19 protein-coding genes are annotated in these 22,039 nt (G+C 60.8%); 1 reads left to right on the forward strand and 18 read right to left on the reverse strand.

Translation table 11 applies throughout. The features are described from left to right. Positions 1-39 precede the first annotated feature (39 nt). The 10 genes from AB4P97_RS27080 to urtA form a co-directional block, all read right to left on the reverse strand. Positions 40-345, reverse strand: coding sequence for an urease subunit beta (locus AB4P97_RS27080; RefSeq protein WP_042557440.1), 306 nt, complete (start codon positions 343-345; stop codon positions 40-42). Further along, positions 345-878, reverse strand: coding sequence for a GNAT family N-acetyltransferase (locus tag AB4P97_RS27085; RefSeq protein ID WP_339480321.1), 534 nt, complete (start codon positions 876-878; stop codon positions 345-347). The genes AB4P97_RS27080 and AB4P97_RS27085 overlap by 1 nt, the downstream gene beginning before the upstream one ends. A 5-nt stretch (positions 879-883) precedes the next feature. Further along, the gene (locus AB4P97_RS27090; protein ID WP_210624179.1) at positions 884-1,417 is read right to left on the reverse strand and encodes a GNAT family N-acetyltransferase; all 534 of its coding nucleotides are present in this window, start codon (positions 1,415-1,417) and stop codon (positions 884-886) included. Positions 1,418-1,426: 9 nt separating this feature from the next. Then, complete coding sequence (gene ureA / locus AB4P97_RS27095) at positions 1,427-1,729, reverse strand: urease subunit gamma (protein ID WP_042557443.1); 303 nt, start codon at positions 1,727-1,729, stop codon at positions 1,427-1,429. 173 nt (positions 1,730-1,902) lie between these two features. Next, positions 1,903-2,742 carry an urease accessory protein UreD gene (locus AB4P97_RS27100; RefSeq protein WP_273876596.1) on the reverse strand — a complete coding sequence of 280 codons (840 nt, stop codon included), beginning with the start codon at positions 2,740-2,742 and terminating at the stop codon, positions 1,903-1,905. 43 nt (positions 2,743-2,785) lie between these two features. Further along, positions 2,786-3,484: an urea ABC transporter ATP-binding subunit UrtE gene (gene urtE, locus AB4P97_RS27105; RefSeq protein ID WP_042557445.1), complete on the reverse strand. Its 699-nt coding sequence runs from the start codon at positions 3,482-3,484 to the stop codon at positions 2,786-2,788. A 143-nt stretch (positions 3,485-3,627) separates the two neighbouring features. Continuing rightward, on the reverse strand, positions 3,628-4,497 hold the full coding sequence (gene urtD, locus AB4P97_RS27110; protein ID WP_042557446.1) for an urea ABC transporter ATP-binding protein UrtD: 870 nt from the start codon (positions 4,495-4,497) through the stop codon (positions 3,628-3,630). After that, a complete protein-coding gene (gene urtC, locus AB4P97_RS27115) occupies positions 4,494-5,573 on the reverse strand; it encodes an urea ABC transporter permease subunit UrtC (RefSeq protein ID WP_047299523.1) in 1,080 nt (359 codons plus the stop codon). Before urtC ends, urtD begins: the two co-directional genes overlap by 4 nt. Continuing rightward, positions 5,573-7,075, reverse strand: coding sequence for an urea ABC transporter permease subunit UrtB (gene urtB, locus AB4P97_RS27120; protein WP_115145909.1), 1,503 nt, complete (start codon positions 7,073-7,075; stop codon positions 5,573-5,575). Before urtB ends, urtC begins: the two co-directional genes overlap by 1 nt. Before the next feature lie 161 nt (positions 7,076-7,236). Continuing rightward, a complete protein-coding gene (gene urtA, locus AB4P97_RS27125; protein ID WP_042557449.1) occupies positions 7,237-8,502 on the reverse strand; it encodes an urea ABC transporter substrate-binding protein in 1,266 nt (421 codons plus the stop codon). Positions 8,503-8,822: 320 nt separating this feature from the next. Here urtA and AB4P97_RS27130 point away from each other — a divergent pair, with 320 nt between their 5' ends. Further along, on the forward strand, positions 8,823-13,511 hold the full coding sequence (locus AB4P97_RS27130; protein ID WP_395601845.1) for a DUF4329 domain-containing protein: 4,689 nt from the start codon (positions 8,823-8,825) through the stop codon (positions 13,509-13,511). A 125-nt stretch (positions 13,512-13,636) separates the two neighbouring features. On the opposite strand, the gene AB4P97_RS27135 is transcribed toward AB4P97_RS27130, so the two are convergent. From AB4P97_RS27135 to cbiE, 8 genes are all read right to left on the reverse strand, one after another. After that, on the reverse strand, positions 13,637-15,010 hold the full coding sequence (locus tag AB4P97_RS27135) for a PepSY-associated TM helix domain-containing protein (protein ID WP_395601846.1): 1,374 nt from the start codon (positions 15,008-15,010) through the stop codon (positions 13,637-13,639). 125 nt (positions 15,011-15,135) lie between these two features. After that, positions 15,136-17,256 (reverse strand): TonB-dependent copper receptor, encoded by a 2,121-nt coding sequence (locus AB4P97_RS27140; RefSeq protein ID WP_115145906.1) that lies wholly within the window; start codon positions 17,254-17,256, stop codon positions 15,136-15,138. An 84-nt stretch (positions 17,257-17,340) separates the two neighbouring features. Then, the gene (locus tag AB4P97_RS27145) at positions 17,341-17,772 is read right to left on the reverse strand and encodes a DUF2946 domain-containing protein (RefSeq protein ID WP_395601847.1); all 432 of its coding nucleotides are present in this window, start codon (positions 17,770-17,772) and stop codon (positions 17,341-17,343) included. 21 nt (positions 17,773-17,793) lie between these two features. Continuing rightward, positions 17,794-18,273, reverse strand: coding sequence for a copper chaperone PCu(A)C (locus tag AB4P97_RS27150; protein WP_395601848.1), 480 nt, complete (start codon positions 18,271-18,273; stop codon positions 17,794-17,796). A gap of 48 nt (positions 18,274-18,321) precedes the next feature. Then, on the reverse strand, positions 18,322-18,720 hold the full coding sequence (locus AB4P97_RS27155) for a DUF2946 domain-containing protein (RefSeq protein WP_395601849.1): 399 nt from the start codon (positions 18,718-18,720) through the stop codon (positions 18,322-18,324). 257 nt (positions 18,721-18,977) lie between these two features. After that, a complete protein-coding gene (locus tag AB4P97_RS27160) occupies positions 18,978-19,706 on the reverse strand; it encodes a cobalt-precorrin-6A reductase (protein ID WP_395601850.1) in 729 nt (242 codons plus the stop codon). Continuing rightward, a complete protein-coding gene (locus tag AB4P97_RS27165; protein WP_395601851.1) occupies positions 19,703-20,800 on the reverse strand; it encodes a cobalt-precorrin-5B (C(1))-methyltransferase in 1,098 nt (365 codons plus the stop codon). Before AB4P97_RS27165 ends, AB4P97_RS27160 begins: the two co-directional genes overlap by 4 nt. Further along, positions 20,793-22,004: a precorrin-6y C5,15-methyltransferase (decarboxylating) subunit CbiE gene (gene cbiE / locus AB4P97_RS27170; protein WP_395601852.1), complete on the reverse strand. Its 1,212-nt coding sequence runs from the start codon at positions 22,002-22,004 to the stop codon at positions 20,793-20,795. The genes AB4P97_RS27165 and cbiE overlap by 8 nt, the downstream gene beginning before the upstream one ends. Positions 22,005-22,039 lie beyond the last annotated feature (35 nt).

The raw sequence follows: 22,039 nt of genomic DNA on the forward strand, positions 1-22,039 counted from the left end.
TTTCTTGCAGCTTGCGGCTTGCAGCTTGAAGCTGCCTTTTTAGAGTTCACCCATGATCCGCCCGGCAAAACCGAACACCCGCCGATGCCCGGCGTAATCCACCAGCTCGACTTCCCGGCTCTGCCCCGGCTCAAAGCGCACCGCCGTGCCCGCCGGGATGTTCAGGCGCATGCCACGGCTGGCCGCGCGATCAAACGTCAGGGCGTCGTTGGTTTCGAAAAAGTGATAGTGCGAGCCGACCTGGATTGGCCGATCGCCGCTGTTGGCGACTTTCAGGCTGAGGGTGCGGCGGCCGACGTTGAGTTCAATGTCGCCGGGCTGGATCTGGTATTCGCCAGGAATCATCACTGGGCTCCTTGCAGAATTTTGTAATAGAGGGCGGTCGGTCGATACGTGCCGTGCGGGTCGCAGGCGTAGTCGGGGATGGCCCCGGCGCGGGTGTAACCCAAGGCTTTATAGAAATCTTCAGCCGGCGAACCCGCTTCTGTATCGAGGTAGAGCATGCCGCGCTTGTGCTTGGGCGCTTCGAGCTCCAGCGCACTCATCAATTGCTGACCGAGGCCGCGACGACGGGCGTGTTCGCGCACCAACAATTTCTGCACTTCGGCGCGGTTCAGGCCATTGGCCTTTTGGCACAGGCCCAACTGCACACTGGCCAGCACTTGCTCGTCGTTGACCACCACCCAAAGCAACACGCTGCCCTTGTTGACGTTGTCTTGCACCTCATCGAAATAGGCTCGGGCCTGCGCGGCATCGAGGTCGGCCATGAAGCCGACACTGGCGCCATACCCCACGGCATCAAGCAGCAGATCGATCAGTCCCTGACGATAATGCGCAAAACTTTCAGCGTTGACGCGGCGCAGTTGGGCGGCGTTCATCGGTGTCACTCCTTGTTGGTGTCGGGCGGCTCCGCGCCAGGGTTGAGGGTCAGTTGCATGAAGGTCAGGTCCAGCCAGCGACCGAACTTGGTACCGACTTGCGGCATCTGCCCGGTGATGAGGAAACCGGCGCGCTCGTGCAATCGAATGGAGGCGGCGTTGCCGCTTTCGATGGCGGCGACCATGACGTGTTTGCCGCAGGTTTTTGCGCGTTTGATCAGTGCCGTCATCAGTTGCGGACCGAGGCCGTTGCCGCGTTGGTCGCTGCGCACGTAAACCGAATGCTCGACGGTGTGGCGGAAGCCGTCGAAGGGCCGCCAGTCACCGAACGAAGCGTAGCCGAGCACCGTGTTGTCGCTGTCGACGATCACCAGAATCGGGTAAGCCTGAGCCTGGCGTGCGGCGAACCACGCCTGCCGGTTGCCGAGGTCGACGGCCGATTCGTTCCAGATCGCCGTGGTGTTGAGCACGGCGTCGTTGTAGATATCGCGGATCGCCGGCAGGTCGGCGTGGAGGGCATCGCGAATGGCGTAAGTCATGGCGCGGCCTCAGACAATCGGTTGGTGGACGGTGACCAGTTTGGTGCCGTCGGGGAACGTTGCCTCAACCTGAATCTCCGGGATCATTTCCGGGATGCCTTCCATTACTTGGTCGCGGCTGAGCAGGGTGGTGCCGAAGTGCATCAGCTCGGCCACGGTGCGGCCGTCACGGGCGCCTTCGAGCAGGGCTGCGGAGATGTAAGCCATGGCTTCCGGGTAGTTGAGCTTCACGCCGCGAGCCAAACGCCGCTCGGCGACGAGGCCGGCGGTGAAGATCAGCAGCTTGTCTTTTTCGCGTGGGGTCAGGTCCATTTGGAATCAATCTCGGCAGTTAAAGATATTAAGTCGTGCGCACTGTAGGAGCTGCCGAAGGCTGCGATCTTTTGACTTTGTTTTTAAGTGCAAGATCAAAGGATCGCAGCCTCGTTTCACTCGACAGCTCCTACAGGGGGATTGCATTTCAGGGTTCAAATGCGCAATGCATTTCAGGTGTTCCAGATTCGTGGGGGCTGGGCGTCGCGACCCAGCAGGGCGGGTCTGAGCAAACGCCATAAATCGATGAGCCAGGCCCGGGCGAGCAATGCTTCACTGGCCAGACACCGAGCGACCAATAGCCCCGGCAACTGCGTCAGATCCCCACGTACTTCGTGGTCCAACGAGCGGCAGCGCTCCAGCAATTCAGCATCGATTTCACCGGTCACCAGCAACGTCGCAAACACCGGATTACCGTCCAGCCCGATCGGCGAATCGAGCAAACCGTCACCGCCGACAATGCGCTGACGTTCATGCCAGAGCAATCGACCATCACGACGAATATCCAGATGACTCTGAAAATGGCCCAGATCAAAGCGCTCGCCACTGGCCGGACGACCCAGCGCGACCACGTCCCAGTAGAACAACCGCGCATCGCCTTCAAGATCAATCGACGTCGTCAGTTCAGCCTGCGCGGCGCTGTAGACGATAGTCTCTTGCGGCAACCATTCCAGCGTCGCCCCGGCAGCCACCTTCAAATCCAGCTGCTGATACGCAGGACCTGCCGCGCGGTACCACTTGGCCGCGCCGGGGCTGGTGATCTGCGCCCAGGCGTGTTGTTCGACGCGGGCGCTGATGTCCAGCCGATCGCCGCCGGCGATTCCGCCGGGCGGGTGGACGATGATGTGTTGGCACACTTCAGGACCTTCGGCGTACAGATGCTTTTGCACCCGCAGCGGGCCGAGGTGACGGCGCATGACCGGGCGCGTGCAATCGCCGAAGCGCGCGTAGGCCAGCTCCAGCTCAGCGTGCCAGCTCGGGGTAAACAGGGCAGTGGAAATGGGTAAATTCATGGTTTGTAATTATCGTTAGGAAGCTACAGGTTAGATCGTATCGTTAAATCGTGACTAGCCCGCGCACACCTTCGGCCTCCATATTTTCGCCGCGACCCTGTTGCACGATCTCGCCCCGGGACATCACCAGGTACTGATCGGCCAGCTCCGCGGCGAAATCGTAGAACTGCTCCACCAGCAGAATCGCCATGTCGCCACGCGCCGCCAGCTTCTTGATCACCGCACCGATCTCCTTGATCACCGACGGCTGAATGCCTTCGGTGGGCTCGTCGAGGATCAGCAGGCGCGGACGGCTGGCCAGTGCTCTGCCGATGGCAAGCTGCTGTTGCTGCCCGCCGGACAAGTCGCCGCCGCGACGCTGTTTCATCTGCAGCAGCACCGGAAACAATTCGTAGATGAACGCAGGAACTTCCCTGGCTTCGCTGCCGGGAAACCGCGAGAGGCCCATCAGCAGATTTTCCTCCACCGTCAGCCGGCCGAAAATCTCGCGACCCTGGGGCACATAGGCAATTCCGGCGTGGACCCGTTGGTGCGGTTTGAACGTGGTGATGGGTTTGCCTTCCCAATTTACCGCGCCTTCTTTCGCCGGCAGCAGGCCCATCAGGCATTTGAGCAGCGTGGTCTTGCCCACGCCGTTGCGCCCGAGCAGGCAGGTAACTTCGCCGACCTTCACGTCAAAGCTCAGGCCACGCAGGATGTGACTACCACCGTAATACTGGTGCAGCTTTTCGACTTGCAGCATGTCCAAATTCCTTCTGTTCTACACAGAACCCTGTGGGAGCTGGCTTGCCAGCGATGTCGGTGGTTCAGTCGACATCGATGCTGGATGTGCCGGCCTCATCGCTGGCAAGCCAGCTCCCACAGTTTTTGATGAGTGTTTGCAGTTCAGCGGCCGAGGTAAACCTCGATCACCCGCTCGTTTTCCTGCACCTGCTCAAGCGATCCTTCCGCCAACACGCTGCCCTGGTGCAACACCGTCACGTGGTCGGCAATCGAGCCGACAAACCCCATGTCATGCTCCACCACCATCAGCGAATGCTTGCCGGCCAGGCGCTTGAACAGTTCTGCCGTGAACTCGGTTTCGGCATCGGTCATGCCCGCCACCGGCTCATCGAGCAGCAGCAGTTGCGGGTCCTGCATCAGTAACATGCCGATTTCCAGAAACTGTTTCTGCCCATGGGACAACAACCCGGCCTGACGATTGACCGAGGTGGTCAGGCGAATGGTGTCCAGCACTTCGCTGATGCGATCACGTTGTTCGCCGCTCAAGCGCGCACGCAAACTGGCCCACACCGATTTGTCGGTTTTCTGCGCCAGTTCAAGGTTTTCAAACACGCTCAGCGCTTCGAACACCGTGGGTTTCTGAAATTTGCGACCGATGCCGGCCTGAGCGATCTGCACTTCGCTCATCTGTGTCAGGTCCAGGGTTTCGCCGAACCAGGCTTTGCCGTGGCTGGGACGGGTCTTGCCGGTGATCACGTCCATCAACGTGGTTTTGCCTGCGCCGTTGGGGCCGATGATGCAGCGCAATTCGCCGACGCCGATGTACAGGTTGAGATTGTTCAGTGCGCGAAAGCCATCGAAGCTGACGCTGATGTCTTCCAGGGTCAGGATGGTGCCATGGCGGGTATCGAGGCCCGGGCCGACGCGTTGGCCGAGGCCGATGGAATCGCGGCTGGTGCCGGCATCCTTGTTCGGCTCGACGGGAAAGAAGGCGGGTTCAAGCATGAATTCTGCGCTGGCTGTGACTCTCATGATTCACCTCGTTTTTTCAGCAGACCGATCACGCCTTTGGGCAAATACAGGGTCACGATGATGAACAGCGCACCGAGGAAGAACAGCCAGTATTCAGGGAACGCCACGGTGAACCAGCTCTTCATGCCATTGACCACGCCAGCGCCCAGCAACGGGCCGATCAAGGTGCCGCGTCCGCCGAGGGCGACCCACACTGCCGCTTCAATCGAGTTGGTCGGCGACATTTCACTCGGGTTGATGATCCCGACTTGCGGCACGTACAACGCACCGGCCAAGCCGCACAGCACCGCGCTCAACACCCAGACAAACAGCTTGAAACCGCGGGGGTCATAGCCGCAGAACATCAGACGGTTTTCCGCATCACGCAGCGCGGTGAGCACCCGACCGAACTTGCTGCGCGCCAGACGCCAGCCGATAAACAGACTCGCCACCAGCAACAAAACCGTCGCCAGAAACAGCACCGCGCGAGTGCCCGGTTCAGTGATGCCGAAACCCAGGATCGTGCGGAAATTGGTGAAGCCGTTGTTGCCGCCAAAACCGGTCTCGTTGCGGAAAAACAGGAGCATGCCGGCGAAGGTCAGGGCCTGGGTCATGATCGAGAAATACACGCCTTTGATTCGCGAGCGGAAGGCAAAAAAGCCGAACACCAGCGCCAGCAATCCCGGCGCCAGCACCACCAGACACATGGCCCAGAGGAAGCTGCTGGTGCCGGTCCAGTACCACGGCAATTCGCTCCACGACAGGAAGGTCATGAACGCCGGCAGGCCATCGCCGGCAGCCTGACGCATCAGGTACATGCCCATCGCATAACCGCCGAGGGCGAAGAACAGACCGTGGCCCAGCGACAGCAAACCGGCGTACCCCCAGACCAGATCCAGCGCCAGAGCGACGATGGCGTAGCAGAGGATTTTGCCGACCAGCGTCAGGGTGTACGCCGAGACATGCAGTGCGTTATCCGGCGATAACAGTGACAGCAGCGGCAGGGCGATCAGCAGTGCGAGGATCACACCACCCACCGCCAGTGTGATTTTCGGGCCGGCCTTTTGCGTGGCCGTAACGAGCAGGGGCTGGTTCATCAGTCGATCACCCGTCCTTTCAATGCGAAGAGGCCTTGCGGACGTTTCTGGATGAACAGAATGATCAACGCGAGGATCAGGATCTTGCCGAGCACCGCTCCGATCTGCGGTTCAAGAATCTTGTTGGCGATGCCCAGGCCGAATGCCGCGAGTACGCTACCGGCCAACTGGCCAACACCGCCGAGCACCACCACCAGGAACGAGTCGATGATGTAGCTCTGGCCCAGATCCGGGCCGACGTTGCCGATCTGGCTCAGCGCCACGCCGCCGAGTCCGGCGATGCCGGAACCGAGGCCGAAGGCGAGCATGTCGACGCGACCGGTGGGCACGCCGCAGCAGGCGGCCATGTTGCGGTTCTGCGTGACCGCGCGGACGTTGAGGCCCAGGCGTGTCTTGTTCAGCAGCAGCCAGGTGAGGACAACCACAAACAACGCGAAAGCGATGATGACGATGCGGTTGTACGGCAGCACCAGATTGGGCAGCACCTGAATCCCGCCGGACAGCCACTCGGGGTTGGCCACTTCGACGTTCTGCGCACCGAACAGCAAACGCACCAACTGAATCAGCATCAAGCTGATGCCCCAGGTGGCGAGCAGGGTTTCCAGCGGTCGGCCGTAGAGGTGACGAATCACCGTGCGCTCCAGCGCCATGCCAATGGCGGCGGTGACGAAAAACGCCACCGGCAGTGCGATCAGCGGATAGAACTCGATGGCCTGCGGGGCATAGCGCTGGAACATCAACTGCACCACATACGTCGAGTAGGCGCCGAGCATCAGCATCTCGCCGTGGGCCATGTTGATCACGCCGAGCAGGCCGAACGTGATCGCCAGACCCAGTGCCGCAAGCAGCAGAATCGAACCCAGCGACATGCCGCTGAACGCCTGTCCGAGCACTTCGCCGATCAGCAATTTGCGTTTGACCTGGGCGAGGCTGGTTTCCGCGGCGGTGCGCACGCCGGCATCGGTTTCGACGCCGGGTTCGAGTAAACCTTCGAGGCGAGTACGCGCCAGTGGGTCGCCGGTTTCACCGAGCAGACGCACTGCGGCGAGTCGCACTGCCGGATCACTGTCGACCAGTTGCAGGTTGGCCAGCGCCAGGCTCAGGGCCGCGTGGACACTTTCATCTTTTTCGCCAGCCAGTTGCTGGTCGAGGAATTTCAGCTGCGCCGGTTTGGCGCTTTTCTGCAATTGCTGCGCGGCGCTCAGACGGATTTTGGCGTCGGCGGCGAGCAATTGGTGGCTGGCCAGAGCGGTGTCGATCAGACCCCGCAGGCGATTGTTCAGGCGCAGGGTTTTCGGTTGGCCGTCGACGGTCAACTCGCCTTGTTGCAGTGCGTTGATCAGTTCGATACGGGCCGGGTCGGGCTGCGCGGCCCAGGTTTCCAGCAGTTTGGCTTGTTGCATGGGATTGGCGGCGACGAAGTCTTCGGCGTCGCCGGCAAAGGCAGCCATCGGCAACAGCAGTGCGATGGCACAGATGAATCGGTAGAGGGCAGTGGGCATAGTCAGTCGCCTTGACGCGGACATTGTGGGAGCGAGCCTGCTCGCGAAAGCGTTCTGTCAGTCACATCAATGTTGGATGTGCCGACGTCTTCGCGAGCAGGCTCGCTCCCACAGGGAATTGCGTCAGCCTTGCGTCAGGCGCAAGACCGACATCCAGTGACTCAGTTGCTCTTCACCGCATAATCCGGCTTCTTGTCGTTGCCATCGATAAACGGACTCCACGGTTGCGCCCGAATCGGTCCCTCGGTCTGCCACACCACGTTGAACTGACCGTCGGCCTGAATCTCGCCGATCATCACCGGCTTGTGCAGGTGGTGATTGGTCTTGTCCATGGTCAGGGTGTAGCCCGACGGTGCGGCAAAAGTCTGGCCGGCGAGGGCTTCGCGGACTTTGTCGACGTCGGTGGATTTGGCTTTCTCTGCGGCCTGCGCCCACATGTGGATGCCGACGTAAGTGGCTTCCATCGGGTCGTTGGTCACCGCTTTGTCAGCGCCCGGCAGGTTGTGTTTCTTCGCGTAGGCTTTCCAGTCGGCGACGAATTTCTTGTTCGCCGGGTTCTCCACCGACTCGAAGTAGTTCCACGCGGCGAGGTTGCCCACCAGCGGTTTGGTGTCGATACCGCGCAATTCTTCTTCGCCTACCGAGAACGCCACCACCGGTACATCGGTAGCTTTCAGGCCCTGGTTGGCCAGTTCTTTATAGAACGGCACGTTGGAGTCGCCGTTGACGGTCGAGATCACCGCAGTCTTGCCGCCGGCCGAGAATTTCTTGATGTTGGCAACAATGGTTTGATAGTCGCTGTGACCGAACGGGGTGTAGACCTCTTCGATGTCCTTGTCGGCGACGCCTTTGGAGTGCAGGAACGAACGCAGGATCTTGTTGGTGGTTCGCGGGTAGACGTAGTCGGTGCCGAGCAGGAAGTAGCGCTTGGCGCTGCCACCTTCTTCGCTCATCAGATATTCAACAGCGGGGATGGCCTGCTGGTTCGGCGCGGCGCCGGTGTAGAACACGTTCGGCGACATCTCTTCGCCTTCGTATTGCACCGGGTAGAACAGCAGACCGTTGAGTTCTTCGAACACCGGCAGCACCGATTTACGCGACACCGAGGTCCAGCAGCCGAACACTACGGCGACCTTGTCCTGGGTCAGCAACTGTCGGCCCTTTTCCGCAAACAGCGGCCAGTTCGAGGCCGGGTCGACCACCACCGGTTCGAGCATCTTGCCGTTCACGCCGCCCTTGGCGTTGATCTCGTCGATGGTCATCAGCGCCATGTCTTTGAGCGACGTTTCGGAGATCGCCATGGTCCCGGACAACGAATGCAGAATCCCGACCTTGATGGTCTCGGCTGCCTGGACAGTCCAGGTCATGCCCATCGCGGCAATGGATGCCGTGAGTGTGAAAGCCTTGATCAAACTGCGACGCTTCATTGTGCGATCTCCATGAACGTTAAAGTTTTTTATGGTTGGCAGATGCGGACGACTGAAGGGTGTTTTGCAAGGGCTGTGCCCAAAAAGGGAATGGCGTGATCTTGAGGATGCAGGCCCGTAAGCCGGCGGACGCCGCACTAAAAACAGGCAGGATGGCCACGCGAGTGCAGGGCCTTGCGCGCAAATGGTGCTGTGCGTAAGAAAAGGCCTCACGCACAAGAATGGTTACACAACCAATAATTATGTAATGCAAATCACGAGGGGCGTGCGCGCACAGTCACTGATTCGATATCCCGATTTTTACTCGCAGGATTTTTATCATGGACGATGTACCAGGCCGGATCGACCGTGCCGCCAATCCCCCCGGAAAGCCGAAGTTACCGCAAGTGGGCCCGGCTTTTTTAACGCAGGAAGATGCCGCTTATTGGGCTCACCGCAAAATTCCACTCAAGCCGGACAGGGAATATGGCAGCGTAATCCTGCAGCGACCCGATGGCGGATTTGTCGCCACTGTGCCGATCGCGGGGGAGGTTACCCGTTTCGATTTCGGCACTGTTATCGAAGTCGACGCAAAGGGAAGTTACGTTCATCCCAACGGTTATAAATGTGTCGCGAATTTGCATTGCCACGCGGCGCTTCACGACAAGATCCGCGAGCACAATCCGAAGTGGGACGAATTGCTGGTCAGGTTATTCATCAGCTTTTTTTCTGATCTCGATTTTGTGGCTGATGTGGCTGCACGGGATTTCTTTCCCGCCGCCTACCTCTCCGGTCCCGACGGGACGTTGCTCAAGTATTCCCCCAGCGGCTCGAGCGCTGAGCACAGTTACTACCTTTGGCGTCGGGCGGGTTCGCCCACCGGCAATCCGGTGGGTACCTATGACGTGATGAGTATCATCAACAAGGTTGCATCGGTGGGGGAGCTCAAGGTCATTGCCTCGAATGCAGACTGGGGCAATTCCGTCGGCCGCGTGCCAGCGGACTGGAAAGCCGGGCAGTCCTTTTCTGGAGGGACAGTGTCGGACTTTCCCCTCATGACCCGGGTTTGTGTCAGTGCCGAAGGGGCGGTTCGTGCCGCGCTCAAGACTGTTGACGCACAGACTTCAGGTCTGGTGCTCAAGAGCCTGACAGAGGAAAAATACGTGGCGACCCATCCGCGTCCGGCGGGGCTGGCGGCGTGGGATCCGGAAAATTGGTTCCCTCCCGGATCCGACGGGCAATTAAAGCTACCCAAAGGCTATGCGCTGGAGGGTTTTTACTTCGCTTCACGTCCCCGTCCCGAGGAGTTTCCGCCTTCCCAGCAATGGCTCTACGAGAATTTCTTCACCCCGCAGGAGATGGCCGATGCCATCGCCAGCCGCGCCAAGGCCGAACGATTGGCCGCGTCGGGCCAACCTCTGTCGCTGTACATGCAGGCAAAAGATGACGCGTTGTTGAAGTACACCTTCAGCGGCAGTCAGGTCGAGACCGCGCTTGGCGTCAAGGGGACTGACGGGGCGGGCCTGCAAGCCAGACTTCGCAGTGGCTCTTTGCGCACGCGGGAGTTCGTCTCTTTCGTGATTCTCGCCGGACGCCTGCAGGTGTTGCGCGGAAGTGCCCTGTGGGCGCGGCTCGGTCCAGTGGATATCGACTGGACGCCGTTTGCGAACTTCTCCTGGCCAATATTGAGCCGTGCATTTTTAACGGCCGACGACGCCGTTAGATATGCCCATGAGCAGATTGGCCAGCGGCGCGAGCACACGTACGCAGGCTATGTTTTTCAGCGCGAAGACAAACGCTTCGTGGTGACCGAGCCGCTCGAAGGTGACATCGCTGTCATCAGCCGCGGTGAGCTTTATCCCTGCGACACCAAGGGCAATCCGGTTTTCCCTGACGATCATGTTCTGTATGCCCGTTATGTGTCTCACAAAGCACTCTCGCAGCTTGAACCCACGGATTTGCTGGTACGCCGATGGAGCCGGCAGGATGCTGCTTTGAGTCTGCAAATGGTCAGCGTCGAGGAAGCGCGACAGGTCTTTCTGGATAACATCCCGCTGTATGTGTCCGCCGCGCAGAATGGACTGGTCATGTTCGTGCCCGACCAGACCGCAATGGCCCAGGACCTGGCCCGACGTTTGGGCACTGCAAAACATCCCGGTGCACTGGCCCGTTCGCTGGCGACTGGCGAAACCCTGCCGCAGGCGTTCATCAAGGAGCAAGCGTCGGCCGGTCGCTTGACGGTACTGCTCAACAGTGAGCTATGGGGAGAGCGAGGGCAGATAACGCCTGACTGGATTTCGCCTGCCGCGCCTTGGGCGTGGAAGCGTCCCGAGCACGTCGCCTTCGGCGCGGTCTGGGCGTCGGCCGATGAGGCCGCGCAGGAACGCTATGCTCGTGACACGCGTCTGCATGACTCCGAGCGTGCCTGGTTCGGATTTATCCTCAAGCACAAGGATCGCGAGGAATACGTCGCCACGGAGATGTTTCCCGTCGGCGAGTCCAGAAACAACGTGTTCCAGCTACAAAGCATGTTTGCTCGACAACTGGCACCGCCGTGGTACCAGTTCCCCGAAGGCTTCGATCGGCACGCGTTTTTTTATTCGCGCCAGCGAGTGAAACATTCGCTGAGCGATCCCCGCTCCTGGTTGGCGCAGTACTTCATCCCGCCAGAAGACATCGCCATCGCAACGTATTACACCCAACGCCGTTCCGTGGTGGAGTCCAATAAAGGCATCCCTCTGTATATGTCGACCCAGGACGGCGCCTTGCTGAAATATGAACGAAGCAGTAGCAGTCGGCTGTTCGACGCCGCCGCACCGAATCTCGACCTGACCCTGGAATTCATCAATAGAAATCTGAAGCAGGGCAAGTTGCTGCCCGAGGAGTTTGTCCGGATTGTTGCCGGCAGTGGCCAACTCAACGTGCTTCGTACGAGCCTTTGCTGGAATGGAGCGGGCCGCGTTGATGCAGACTGGAGGCCCTGGATGAATCTTGAGCGGCGGTGGCTCGGCCCGGTTTTTCAGAGCCCAGGCGACGCGGCAGTCCATGCCCGCTCGCAAATACCCGCTTTTGCGAAAAAGACCCACGGCGGCCTGATCCTGAAAAGACCTGATGGGTTATACGTGGCCACTGTACCGATCGAAGTTTCCCGAGAGGATTTCGACGTTACTGAGATCTACCCCGAAAGCAGCAAGACCACGGGGCTGTTTCCCGCCGGCTGCCAGGTCATGGCGCGATATCGATCCCGCATCGGCAGGGGCGTGTCAGTCTTGCTTTCGTCAGTCGAGAAACAGGCGTATCTGAACATGCTATCGGTGGATACCCTCTTCACGGCGCTCACGCAGGCTTCGACCGACGCACTGGACGAGTACCTGTTCAACCCCGACGGTTCGCTCGTTTGCTACCAGTGCGGAGTACTCGATCGCGTTCGCGCGCATATCGCCAGTTTGTTGAAAGACTACAAGGGGCTGCCCGCCGATCTCGACGCCAAGGCAATCAAACAGTTCATCCGCACCGGAGAATTGAAACCGGGAGATTGGATCGACTCATTGGCCAAGGCCGGCAATCTGCGAGTCATCGTCGGCAGTCAGTTATGGGGTGCTCCACGAGCCGTGACCCATTGGACGGCATTTTCCGCAGATTCGCTTGCGCCGACGCAGTACCGCAAAGCCCTGAACGCGCCGGTATGCAGTCCGCTGTTCATCCAGGCAGATGCAGCCGCCCGCTACGTTCATGAAGCCGGGCTGAGCCGAAACAACCAGACCTTTGGCTTCATCCTCCGTTCCGCGGAAGGCTCGTTCATGGCCAGTGTGCCCGTCGAGGTTCAACGTTCGTCGTTAGCGCTGGATCGGGTATTCCAGAACGGCCAGCTGCCTGCCGGTTTTGAGCTGGACTCGATCTGTATTCGCGCATCGCTGCCACCTCTGGGCTCGGGTCTTGATGACGTCCGGCATGTATTCGTCATGCCCACTGACGTGCAGCAGGCACGCGCCAGGGCCGACGCTCCCCATGGGTACAAACCCGTTTACTTCTCCTGCGCCGATGGCGCGCTGCTCAAGCTGTCACTGCATTCGTACGAGCCCGGAACCTTCTTCGACCGGCTCGGCCAGATTGAATTGCGGCCCAACTCGTTTGCTACGCCGGAACAAGCCGCGAACGATGAGCGTGACATTGCCAGCGGGACATTCAATTTCACCGATTACGTTCGGCGCATGGCCAGGGCCGGTACGCTGGAGGTTATCGAAACCAGTGAACACTGGTCACGCCATGGCGTACTGGGTGATGACTGGCAGCCTCGCATGAGCGACGTGTCCAGCGCTGATAGATGGATAGGCAACCACTCTCCGGCGCTGGGGCCGATTTTTCATCATGCCGATGACGCCGCACGCCATGCAGGCACGAAAGCGAGCCACGAGCCGGTCTTGGGTATCGGTTACGAGGGGGCGATTCTCGGAACGTCTGCGGCCAACCGGTTTGTCCCGCTGGAACCGATTGCTTACTCGGCTAATGAGGACAGTCCGCTGAGCCGGATATTCCGCGCTCCCGGCGATCCGGCGACCAATTTGCGCAATCCGGCACCACGCTATCCTGCAGGCTATACCTTTGTCGCCAGCCACCAGTTCCATCTGTCAGGGAACACCACACTCGGCGGTGACGCTGACGAAGTCCATGCGAATTTCGCCGCGCCCGCCCTCTTGTACGCGCATACGCATGAATTGAAAAAACAGGGTTTTGCGATTCTGGATTACTACTATTCAAGCCCTGGCGGTGTGCTGCTCAAATACACCCCCGTCTATAAGGACGAGGAGCGAGATCTGCTGTTGACCCGAACGGTGGCATTCGAAGGCGGGCGGTGGATCAGTCGATTGAGCCCCGGCGAATTCATTTCCAGGCTCAGCGAACTTGGCGAATTAAGGGTACTGGTAGCAGGCTATTACTGGAGGCAGACCGGTCGCATCGCAAACCACTGGAGAACCCATCGCCAGCAACCGCCGAGCGCCGGACTGACCCGCAGCCATGACGAACTCTGATTACGGCTGAGCGTGCAATGCTGAATCTCTGATGGGCTGCCACAAGTTGCGATTGTTTGATTCAGCGTCAGGATCAAACAATCGCCGCCAATGGCAACGCCATCAGGGAGAGGGTCAGAGAACGGTCAGTTAACCGAATCCGCGGTTTGCTGACTGAGCCGTGCGATAAAAAACTTATCCAGCAACCACACCACCACCAGCGAAGCCCCCACCAGCGGAAAGATCACCGCCAGCGCAAGCATGATCACCACGCCGGTTTTCCATTTCGGCAGGTCATGACGCAGCGGTGGCACGCCGAACTTGCCCTGTGGGCGACGCTTCCACCAGATCACCACGCCGCTGACGGCGCTGAGCAGAATCATCAGGCAGATCAGCAGCACGACGATCTGGTTGAAGGTGCCGAACATCTTGCCTTCGTGCAGCATCACGCCGATTTCCGTGGCTCGCGCGACCGTGTCGTAATGCTCGAAACGCACGTCGGCGAGCACCTTGCCGGTGTACTGATCGACATGCAGCGTGGCGTCGTTGCGTGGGTCGTCGGCAAACACGGCGATGGTGAACACACCGGTCGCGGTGGTGGGCAGGGTGATGCTGTAGCCCGGTTCGACTTTGCGTTCAGAGGCGATGTTCTGCACATCTTGCAGGCTGATGCTCGGCGCGGCCGGGCCGGCCGGGGCAGCGCCGTGGGCCATGTGTTCGGCGTGGTCGCCGGACATTGGCATCGGCGTGTTTTCCATCGCCCATGGCACGGTCTGGCGCGTGGCGCTGTTGAGGCTGCGGGCCTCGACGTCGGAGGTCGGCACGTTTTCCCACATCGCCGCCGGGAACACGTTCCACACCTGCGCGTATTGCTTGCCCCAGAAACCGGTCCAGGTCATGCCGCTGAGCAGCATCACCAGCAGCAATGTCGCGCCCCAGAACCCGGTGACCGCATGCAGATCACGCCACAACACGCGGCCGCGACTGTTCAGGCGTGGCCACAGAATCCCCGCAGCCTGACCGCGCGGCCACCACAGGAAAAGCCCCGACACCACCAGCACCACGCCCCAACCGGCGGCCATCTCGATGAGTCGGTCACCGACGGTGCCAATCATCAACTCGCCGTGGATGGCGCGGGCGATGGCTTGCAGATTCTGCTTGGCATCCTGTTCGCCGAGGATGTCGCCGTGGTACGGATCGACGAATACGTTCAGCTCCTGCCCGGCATTGGTCACGACAAATTGCGCGCTGCGCTCGGGGTTCACCGGTGGCAGGTACTGGGTGATCTGGCCTTGGGGATAAGCACTTTTGACCCGCTGCAGCAGGTCATCGGCGGGCACGGTGTGATGACCGGCCGGGACGTTGAGCAGACTGCTGTACATCAGCGAATCGAGTTGCGGTTTGAACAGGTAAATGATGCCGGTCAGGGCCAGCATCACCATGAATGGCGCGACGAACAATCCGGCATAAAAATGCCAACGCCAGGCCAGGCTGTAGAAATTCGGTTTGGGCTTTTGCATCACGTTTGCTCCGCTTGGCGAATCATTTTTCAAGATCAAAAGATCGCAGGCTGCGCCAGCTCCTACATGGGGACAGCGTTCAACCTGTAGGAGCTGGCGAAGGCTGCGATCTTTTGATTTTTTTGTTAGAAACTCATGTCCACCTTGGTCCAGAGCGTGCGCCCCGGCTCATTGATGGCTTGCGGGTCGTTGGCCGGGTAGCCGAAACCGGCGTTGCCCGCCAGGTTCAGGTGTTCGGCGTAAGCTTTGCCGAACAGGTTGTCGACGCCGCTGCTGACCTTCCAGTTTTTGTTGATCCGGTAGGCACCGTTGAGCGAGAACACGCCGAAGCCCGAACTCTTGTCGTAATCCTTGCCGACCACGTTGCCCTTGTTCTGATCGATACGGTTTTGCGCAGCAACCACCCTCCACAGTGCGCCGGCGCTCCAGTTGTTTTCGCTATAGGTCAGGCCCAAACGTGCGTCCAGCGGCGGCATTTGTGGCAGGGCCGAACCGTCGCTGCTGTTCTTGCCCCAGGCGTAAGCCAGGGTCGCATCGGCCTTCCAGTGGTCGGTGAGGTTGTACGCGGCGCCAAGTTCACCGCCCATGATCCGCGCGTCGATGTTCTCGGCGCGCGAAGTGCTCATGCCCATCATTCCCGGGGTGTAGTCGAAGAGGATGTAGTCGCGCACCACGCCGATGTACCCAGAGGCCCAGGCCTCAAGATCGGCACTCTTGTAGTTCACGCCGAAATCCAGCTGGGTGGTCTTTTCCGGTTTGATCGAGTCGAACGCATTGACCGAGCCGGCAGGTCCGGATTTCGGCGAAAACAGCTCCCAGTAATCCGGGAAGCGCTGCGCGTGGCCAATCCCGGCGTAGAGCGTGGTCGGGCTGTCGGCCAGATCATGCTCGTAGCGCACGAAGCCGCTCGGCAAGGTGTCGGAGCGGGTGTCATCGGCGGTCGGATTGGGCCGGGCCATCATTCCCGAACCGCTGGTCTGGCGGTAATCCTTGGCCGATGCACGGTCAACGCGGGCGCCGGTGATCAGCCGATCACGGTCGGCGGCGTACCAGGTCATTTCGCTGAACACGCCGTAGTTATGGAAGTCGGCGTCCTTGGTGTAGGGCTGATCCTTGTAGGTGTCGATGCCCATGCCGCTGCGCTGGCGGTGTTCGTTGGTCTGCGCGTCGAGACCGGTGATCAGTTGAATGTCCGCCCAGCGCCACGTTGCTTTGACCCGTGCGCCAAGGGTGCGGCGGTCGACATTGGATGCCATTGGCCCCGCCATCATGCCTGTGCCGGACGGGGTGCGCAGGGTGTAGTTGTCCATCACATGGTCGGCGTAGTTGTAATAGACCTGCGCTTCCAGCTTCTCCAGCACGTCGGTGATGTTGGATTTTTCGATACGCAGGCCGAGGCTTTCACGCAGGAACTGTGAACCGTCCATGCCGCGTCCGGCGTAGCGGGCTTCACCATCACCCTTGCCGGCAGTGAGCTCGATCAGGGTGTCGGCGTCCGGCGTCCAGCCCACGGCGACATCGCCGTTCCACTTGTCGTAGCGCGAGGCGACGATGTCGTTGTTGCCGTCGCGGTAGTCGTCGGAGTGCGCGGTGTTGCCGATCACCCGAACGTAGCCCAGCGGCCCGCCGGCAGCGGCGTCGACGACTTTGTCGAAGCGTCCGTGGGAGCCGGCCAGAATGCTGGCGTTCACCCGCGTGCCAAGTTCGCCGAAGCTTTCCGGTTCACGGTCGAACAGCACGGTCCCGGCCGAGGCGCCCGGGCCGTAGAGCACGGTTTGCGGGCCTTTGATCACCGTGAGTTTGTCGTAGGTTTCCGGCGAGATGTACGAGGTCGGCGCGTCCATCCGGCCTGGGCAGGCGCCGAGCATCATGCTGCCGTTGGTAAGAATATTCAGGCGCGACCCGAACATGCCACGCAGTACCGGATCACCGTTGGTGCCACCGTTGCGCACCAGTGCAAAGCCGGGAATGGTCTTCAGGTAGTCGCCGCCATCGCTGGCCGGCACTGGCTGGCGCGGGTCTTTGGGGTTGGTGACGATGGTCAGCGGTGAGCTTGGGGCGATGGCGGTAATCACCGTCGGGCTCAGTTCTTCACGGTGATCGGCGTGATCATCGGCCAGCACCAGCGGGGACAGCAGGATGCCGCAAAGGACGGCGATAGCGTGCCTGAAACGAATGCGCGATTCGTTCAAAGCGAAGGACGCCTGGGCAGAGCCCGAGCGGGGAACAGCAGAAAACCTGGACATGACAATTTCCATCAAACAGTCGTAAACGACACGGCCGGCAGCCTGAGGCTGTCTTCTCAACCGTGTGCAATCAAAGGTGCGTGTTTACGCTGTGACGGGCGGGGCGCGGGGGCGGGCGCCGGGAAAGAAGGTTGGCCGGGCATGACCCAGGCGTGGTGAGGGTGAAGTGAAGGTGCTCAGCGGCAGGATATTGAAGGCAACGAAATCGCCGCCGCCGGTCAGTGCCGGGCAATTGAACAGCAGGCTGCAATAGCCGCATTTTTCCCACAGCACATGCTGCGAGGATTGTGGCGGGCAATGTTCGGCGGAGGGTTTTGCGCCATGCCCGGCGTGATCCATGCCGGGCATGTCCATCGACATGTCCATGCTCATTGGCGTGGATGTCGAGGCGTGCTGATTCATCGGCATCGACTGAGAAATCAGTGGGCCGATGAAGATCATCAACATGGCGAACAGGGCGATCCAACTGCCGTGCTGACGGCGGTTGTCGATGGACCTGGCGCGAGGCGGGCGCATGGGCAGGATCAGCCGGGCTGATTACTGAGCGTGCGCGTGGGCCTTTGTAGCTTCCGGCGGTTTCTTCTGCACGGCGACTTCGACGGTGACGTCCCCGGCTTTCTCGAAGTGCATGGTCAACGGGAAGCGTTTGCCGTCGCTGAGCAGGCTGCGGTCCGTCGGGTTGAGCAGCATGACGTGATAGGCCATTGGCGCGAAGGTCACGTTGCCGCCTGCAGGAATATCGACACTCGGCACCTGCTGCATCTTCATCAGATCGCCCTGCATCACATGCTCATGCAGCTGTGCTTCGGGGGCGATGGGCGAGTCGACACTGAGCAAGCGGTCGGCGGTTTTACCGTTGTTGTGAATCACGAAATACGCCGCAACCGTGGGTGCATTGGGCGGTAATTCCTGTGACCACGGGTGGGCAATTTCAAGCTCGCCGGCCTTGTATTCGTGGGCATGGGCGAAGCACGCAGACAGCAACAGCGCAGCGATGACGATGAATTTGTTCAACATGGCAGTTCTCCAGAACGATTTGAAACGCAGATTAATTGCGCGAACAAATCAAACCAGAGGGGAGGCTCGGGGGTTCAGGCTCGGCCATTGCTGGCGCGGCGTGGGGGCTTGCAATGAGACGGGTGCCACACTGCGATTGCTTTCGAAACGCGCGAAATACAGCTGCGGTGCATGCCCCGGCAGCGCAACCAGCGGCGCCGAGCCCGAGCAACACCAGCAATGCTGCATGTTGGAATGGGTGTCATTCGGCGGGGCTTGCTGATCGGTGGTGCCGATGTTGATCGCCACCATTTTCGTCCCGCTGCCAGCGCAGAAACTGCTCCACAACAATTGCTCGGCCGGTGAATTGGCCGCCTGTGCCATCGCTCCCGTCATCGGCATGGCAAGCATGTTGAACAGCACTGCAAAGCAGGCAATCCAGGCAAGCGCGAGCCGTTGTCGGTTCATGGGACAGATCCATAGGGTGGGCGATCAGGCGTGGCTATTTAGCCTGATCAGGGCCGATAAGTAAAAAAGCGTCGTGCGGTTTGGTGTCGCAGAGCTTCCTGCAAGAGTTTGAGAAGTCTGCGGCCCAGCTCGATTTCGCCGTTACAAATGAGTGTAGCGGCTTCGATTCGCATTGCCTGGGCGAAATCCGAGTCGCTTTCTATTCGTGCGCGAATGATCTGCATGACGTCTCGGAGCGCTACTCGGTCGCGATCTATTTAAATACGGTTGAAGGTCGCTAGGGCGGTGATGACTTCGTCGACCGAGGCAAACTCCCGATCAACCCCCGGCAACTCCGGCCGCTTCAACACAATCACCGGCACCCCACGCTCCCGAGCCACTTCCAGCTTCGGTTCGGTCGCCGTACTGCCGCTGTTCTTGCTGATCAGCACATCAATCTGGCGCCGCTCGAACAGCGCCCGTTCATCCTCCAGCACAAACGGCCCACGTGCGCCGATGACTTCGCAGCGTTCGTTACCGGGATAAACGTCGAGGGCGCGCAGGGTCCAGAATTGTTTGGCGGGGATTTCGTCGAGGTGTTGCAACGGTTCGCGGCCCAAGGTGAACAGGGGGCGGCGAAACGGTTTGAGGGCGTCGATCAGTTCGGCCCAGTCGCTGACTTCACGCCAGTCATCACCGGGCTGCGGCTGCCACGCCGGACGGCGCAGGGCCCAGCAGGGGATGCCGGTCTGTTGCGCGGCGGTGGCGGCGTTCTGGCTGATTTGTGCGGCGTAGGGATGGGTGGCGTCGAGTAGCAGATCAACGCCTTCATCCCGAATGAACTGCGCCAGACCTTCAGCGCCACCGTAGCCACCGACGCGGACCTGACAGCGCAGATCAGTTGGCACACGACCAACCCCGGCCAGGCTGTAAATATGTTGCGGGTCGAGAGTACGGGCAATCGCCAGCGCCTCAGTCACGCCGCCCAACAACAGAATCCGTTTCATGCAAAACCTCCGGCATGGCCAACGACGCCACCCTGACGATCTATCGCAAACACCTCGACCTGCACCTGCGCCGGCACCACGCTGCGAGCAAACTCCAACGCGTGACGACACACCTCATCGCCCAGTGCGATGCCCACGGCACTGGCCATCGCCAGCGCCTGCTGGCTGGTGTTTGCCTCACGAATATTCTGCTGCAAAGTCTCATCGGCGCCGATTGCCGCCGCCCAGTCGGCCAGTTGCGGCAGGTCAATGCTGGAATGGCGTGAGTGCAGATCCATGTGCCCGGCCGCCAGTTTGCTGATCTTGCCGAAACCGCCGCACAGGCTGAGTTTATCCACAGGCACTTTGCGCAAATGCTTGAGCACCGCGCCGACGAAGTCGCCCATTTCGATCAGGGCGATTTCCGGCAGGTTGTACACCCGGCGCATGGTGTCTTCGCTGGCGTTGCCGGTGCAGGCGGCGATGTGCAGATAGCCGTTGGTCTTGGCGACGTCGATGCCTTGATGAATGGAGGCGATATACGCCGCGCAGGAAAATGGCCGGACGATGCCGCTGGTGCCGAGGATCGACAAGCCGCCGAGAATCCCCAGGCGCGGGTTCATGGTCTTCAGCGCGAGGGCTTCGCCGCCCTCGACGTTGACGGTGACCTCGAAGCCACCGGCATAACCGGTCTCGGCCGCGAGCAGGCTCAAGTGGTCGCTGATCATCTTGCGCGGCACCGGATTGATCGCCGGCTCCCCCACGGCCAGCACAAGTCCCGGCCGGGTCACGGTGCCAACGCCCGCACCGGCATTGAAGCGAATCCCCGGTTCGGCCAACAGCCGCACCCGCGAATAGAGCAAGGCGCCGTGGGTCACGTCCGGGTCGTCGCCGGCGTCCTTGATCGTCCCGGCTTCGGCGCCATCGTCGGTCAATCGGCAGAACTCCAGCCGCATCTGCACCTGTTTGCCCTTGGGCAAGATGATTTGCACGGCATCGGCGCAGGCTCCGCCAAGCAGCAGGCGGGCGGCGGCGAGGCTGGTGGCGGTGGCGCAGCTGCCGGTGGTCAGGCCGCTGCGCAGGGGCGCGGGTTGTTCGGCGGTTTCGTCACGCATCGAAAGGTTTGACCAGATCGAGCAAGGTGATCGGCAGCGCCTGACGCCAGGTATCGAACTCGCCGAGCGGTTGCGCCTGAGCGACGTGGATGCGCGTCAGCTCGCCGCCGTAGCGTTCGCGCCAGTGCATCAGGGTGACTTCGCTTTGCAGGGTGACCGCGTTGGCGACCAGTCGACCGCCGGGTTTGAGTTGCTCCCAGCAGGCCTCGAACACACCGTCGCGGGTCACGCCACCGCCGATGAAAATGGCGTCCGGTCGCTCCAGTCCCGCCAATGCCTGCGGTGCTTTGCCACGAATCAATTGCAGCCCCGGCACACCCAGCGCATCGCGGTTGTGTTCGATCAACTGCTGACGGCCGTCATCGGCTTCGATGGCCAACGTGCGGCAGCTTGGGTGAGCACGCATCCACTCGATGCCAATCGAACCACTGCCCGCGCCGACATCCCACAGCAGTTCGCCGGGAGTCGGGGCGAGGCGGGCGAGGGTGATCGCGCGCACGTCGCGTTTGGTCAGTTGACCGTCATGCTGGAATGCCGAGTCGGGCAAACCGGCGAGACGCGACAGCCGTGGGGTGTCGGCGTTGGCGCGGCATTCGATGGCGATCACGTTCAGATCGGCAATCGGCGGGTCGCACCAGTCATTGGCGCTGCCGTCGATGCGCCGCTCGGCGTCGCCGCCCAGATGTTCCAGCACGCTTATGCGGCTCGAACCAAAGCCGCGTTCACGCAGCAATTGCGCGACGGCCGCGGGACTGGCGCCGTCATTGCTCAGCAGCAACAGACGCACGCCGCTGAACAACTGCGCATTGAGCGCGGCCAGCGGACGGGCGACCAGCGACAGCGTCACGACGTCTTGTAATGGCCAGCCGAGGCGGGCGGCGGCCAGCGAGCAGGAGGATGGCGCGGGCAGGATCAGCATCTCGTCGCTCGGCAGTTGTCGCGCGAGGCTGGCGCCGACGCCGTAGAACATCGGGTCACCGCTGGCCAGTACGCACACCGCTGCACTGCGCTGCTCAAGCACCGGCGCCAGCGAAAAGGGGCTCGGCCACAACTGCCGCTCGCCGCCAATGCACAGCGGCAACAAGTCCAGTTGGCGCTGACCGCCGACGATCCGCGAGGCGCCCATCAGGGCACGCCGGGCGTTTTTGCCCAGGCCCTTGAAGCCGTCTTCACCGATTCCCACAACCGTCAGCCAAGGTGACATCTATATTCCTCTAAACATGCCGTTCCGACGGGCAG

The organism is Pseudomonas sp. A1230 (assembly GCF_044218825.1).
GTDB lineage: Bacteria > Pseudomonadota > Gammaproteobacteria > Pseudomonadales > Pseudomonadaceae > Aquipseudomonas > Aquipseudomonas iridis.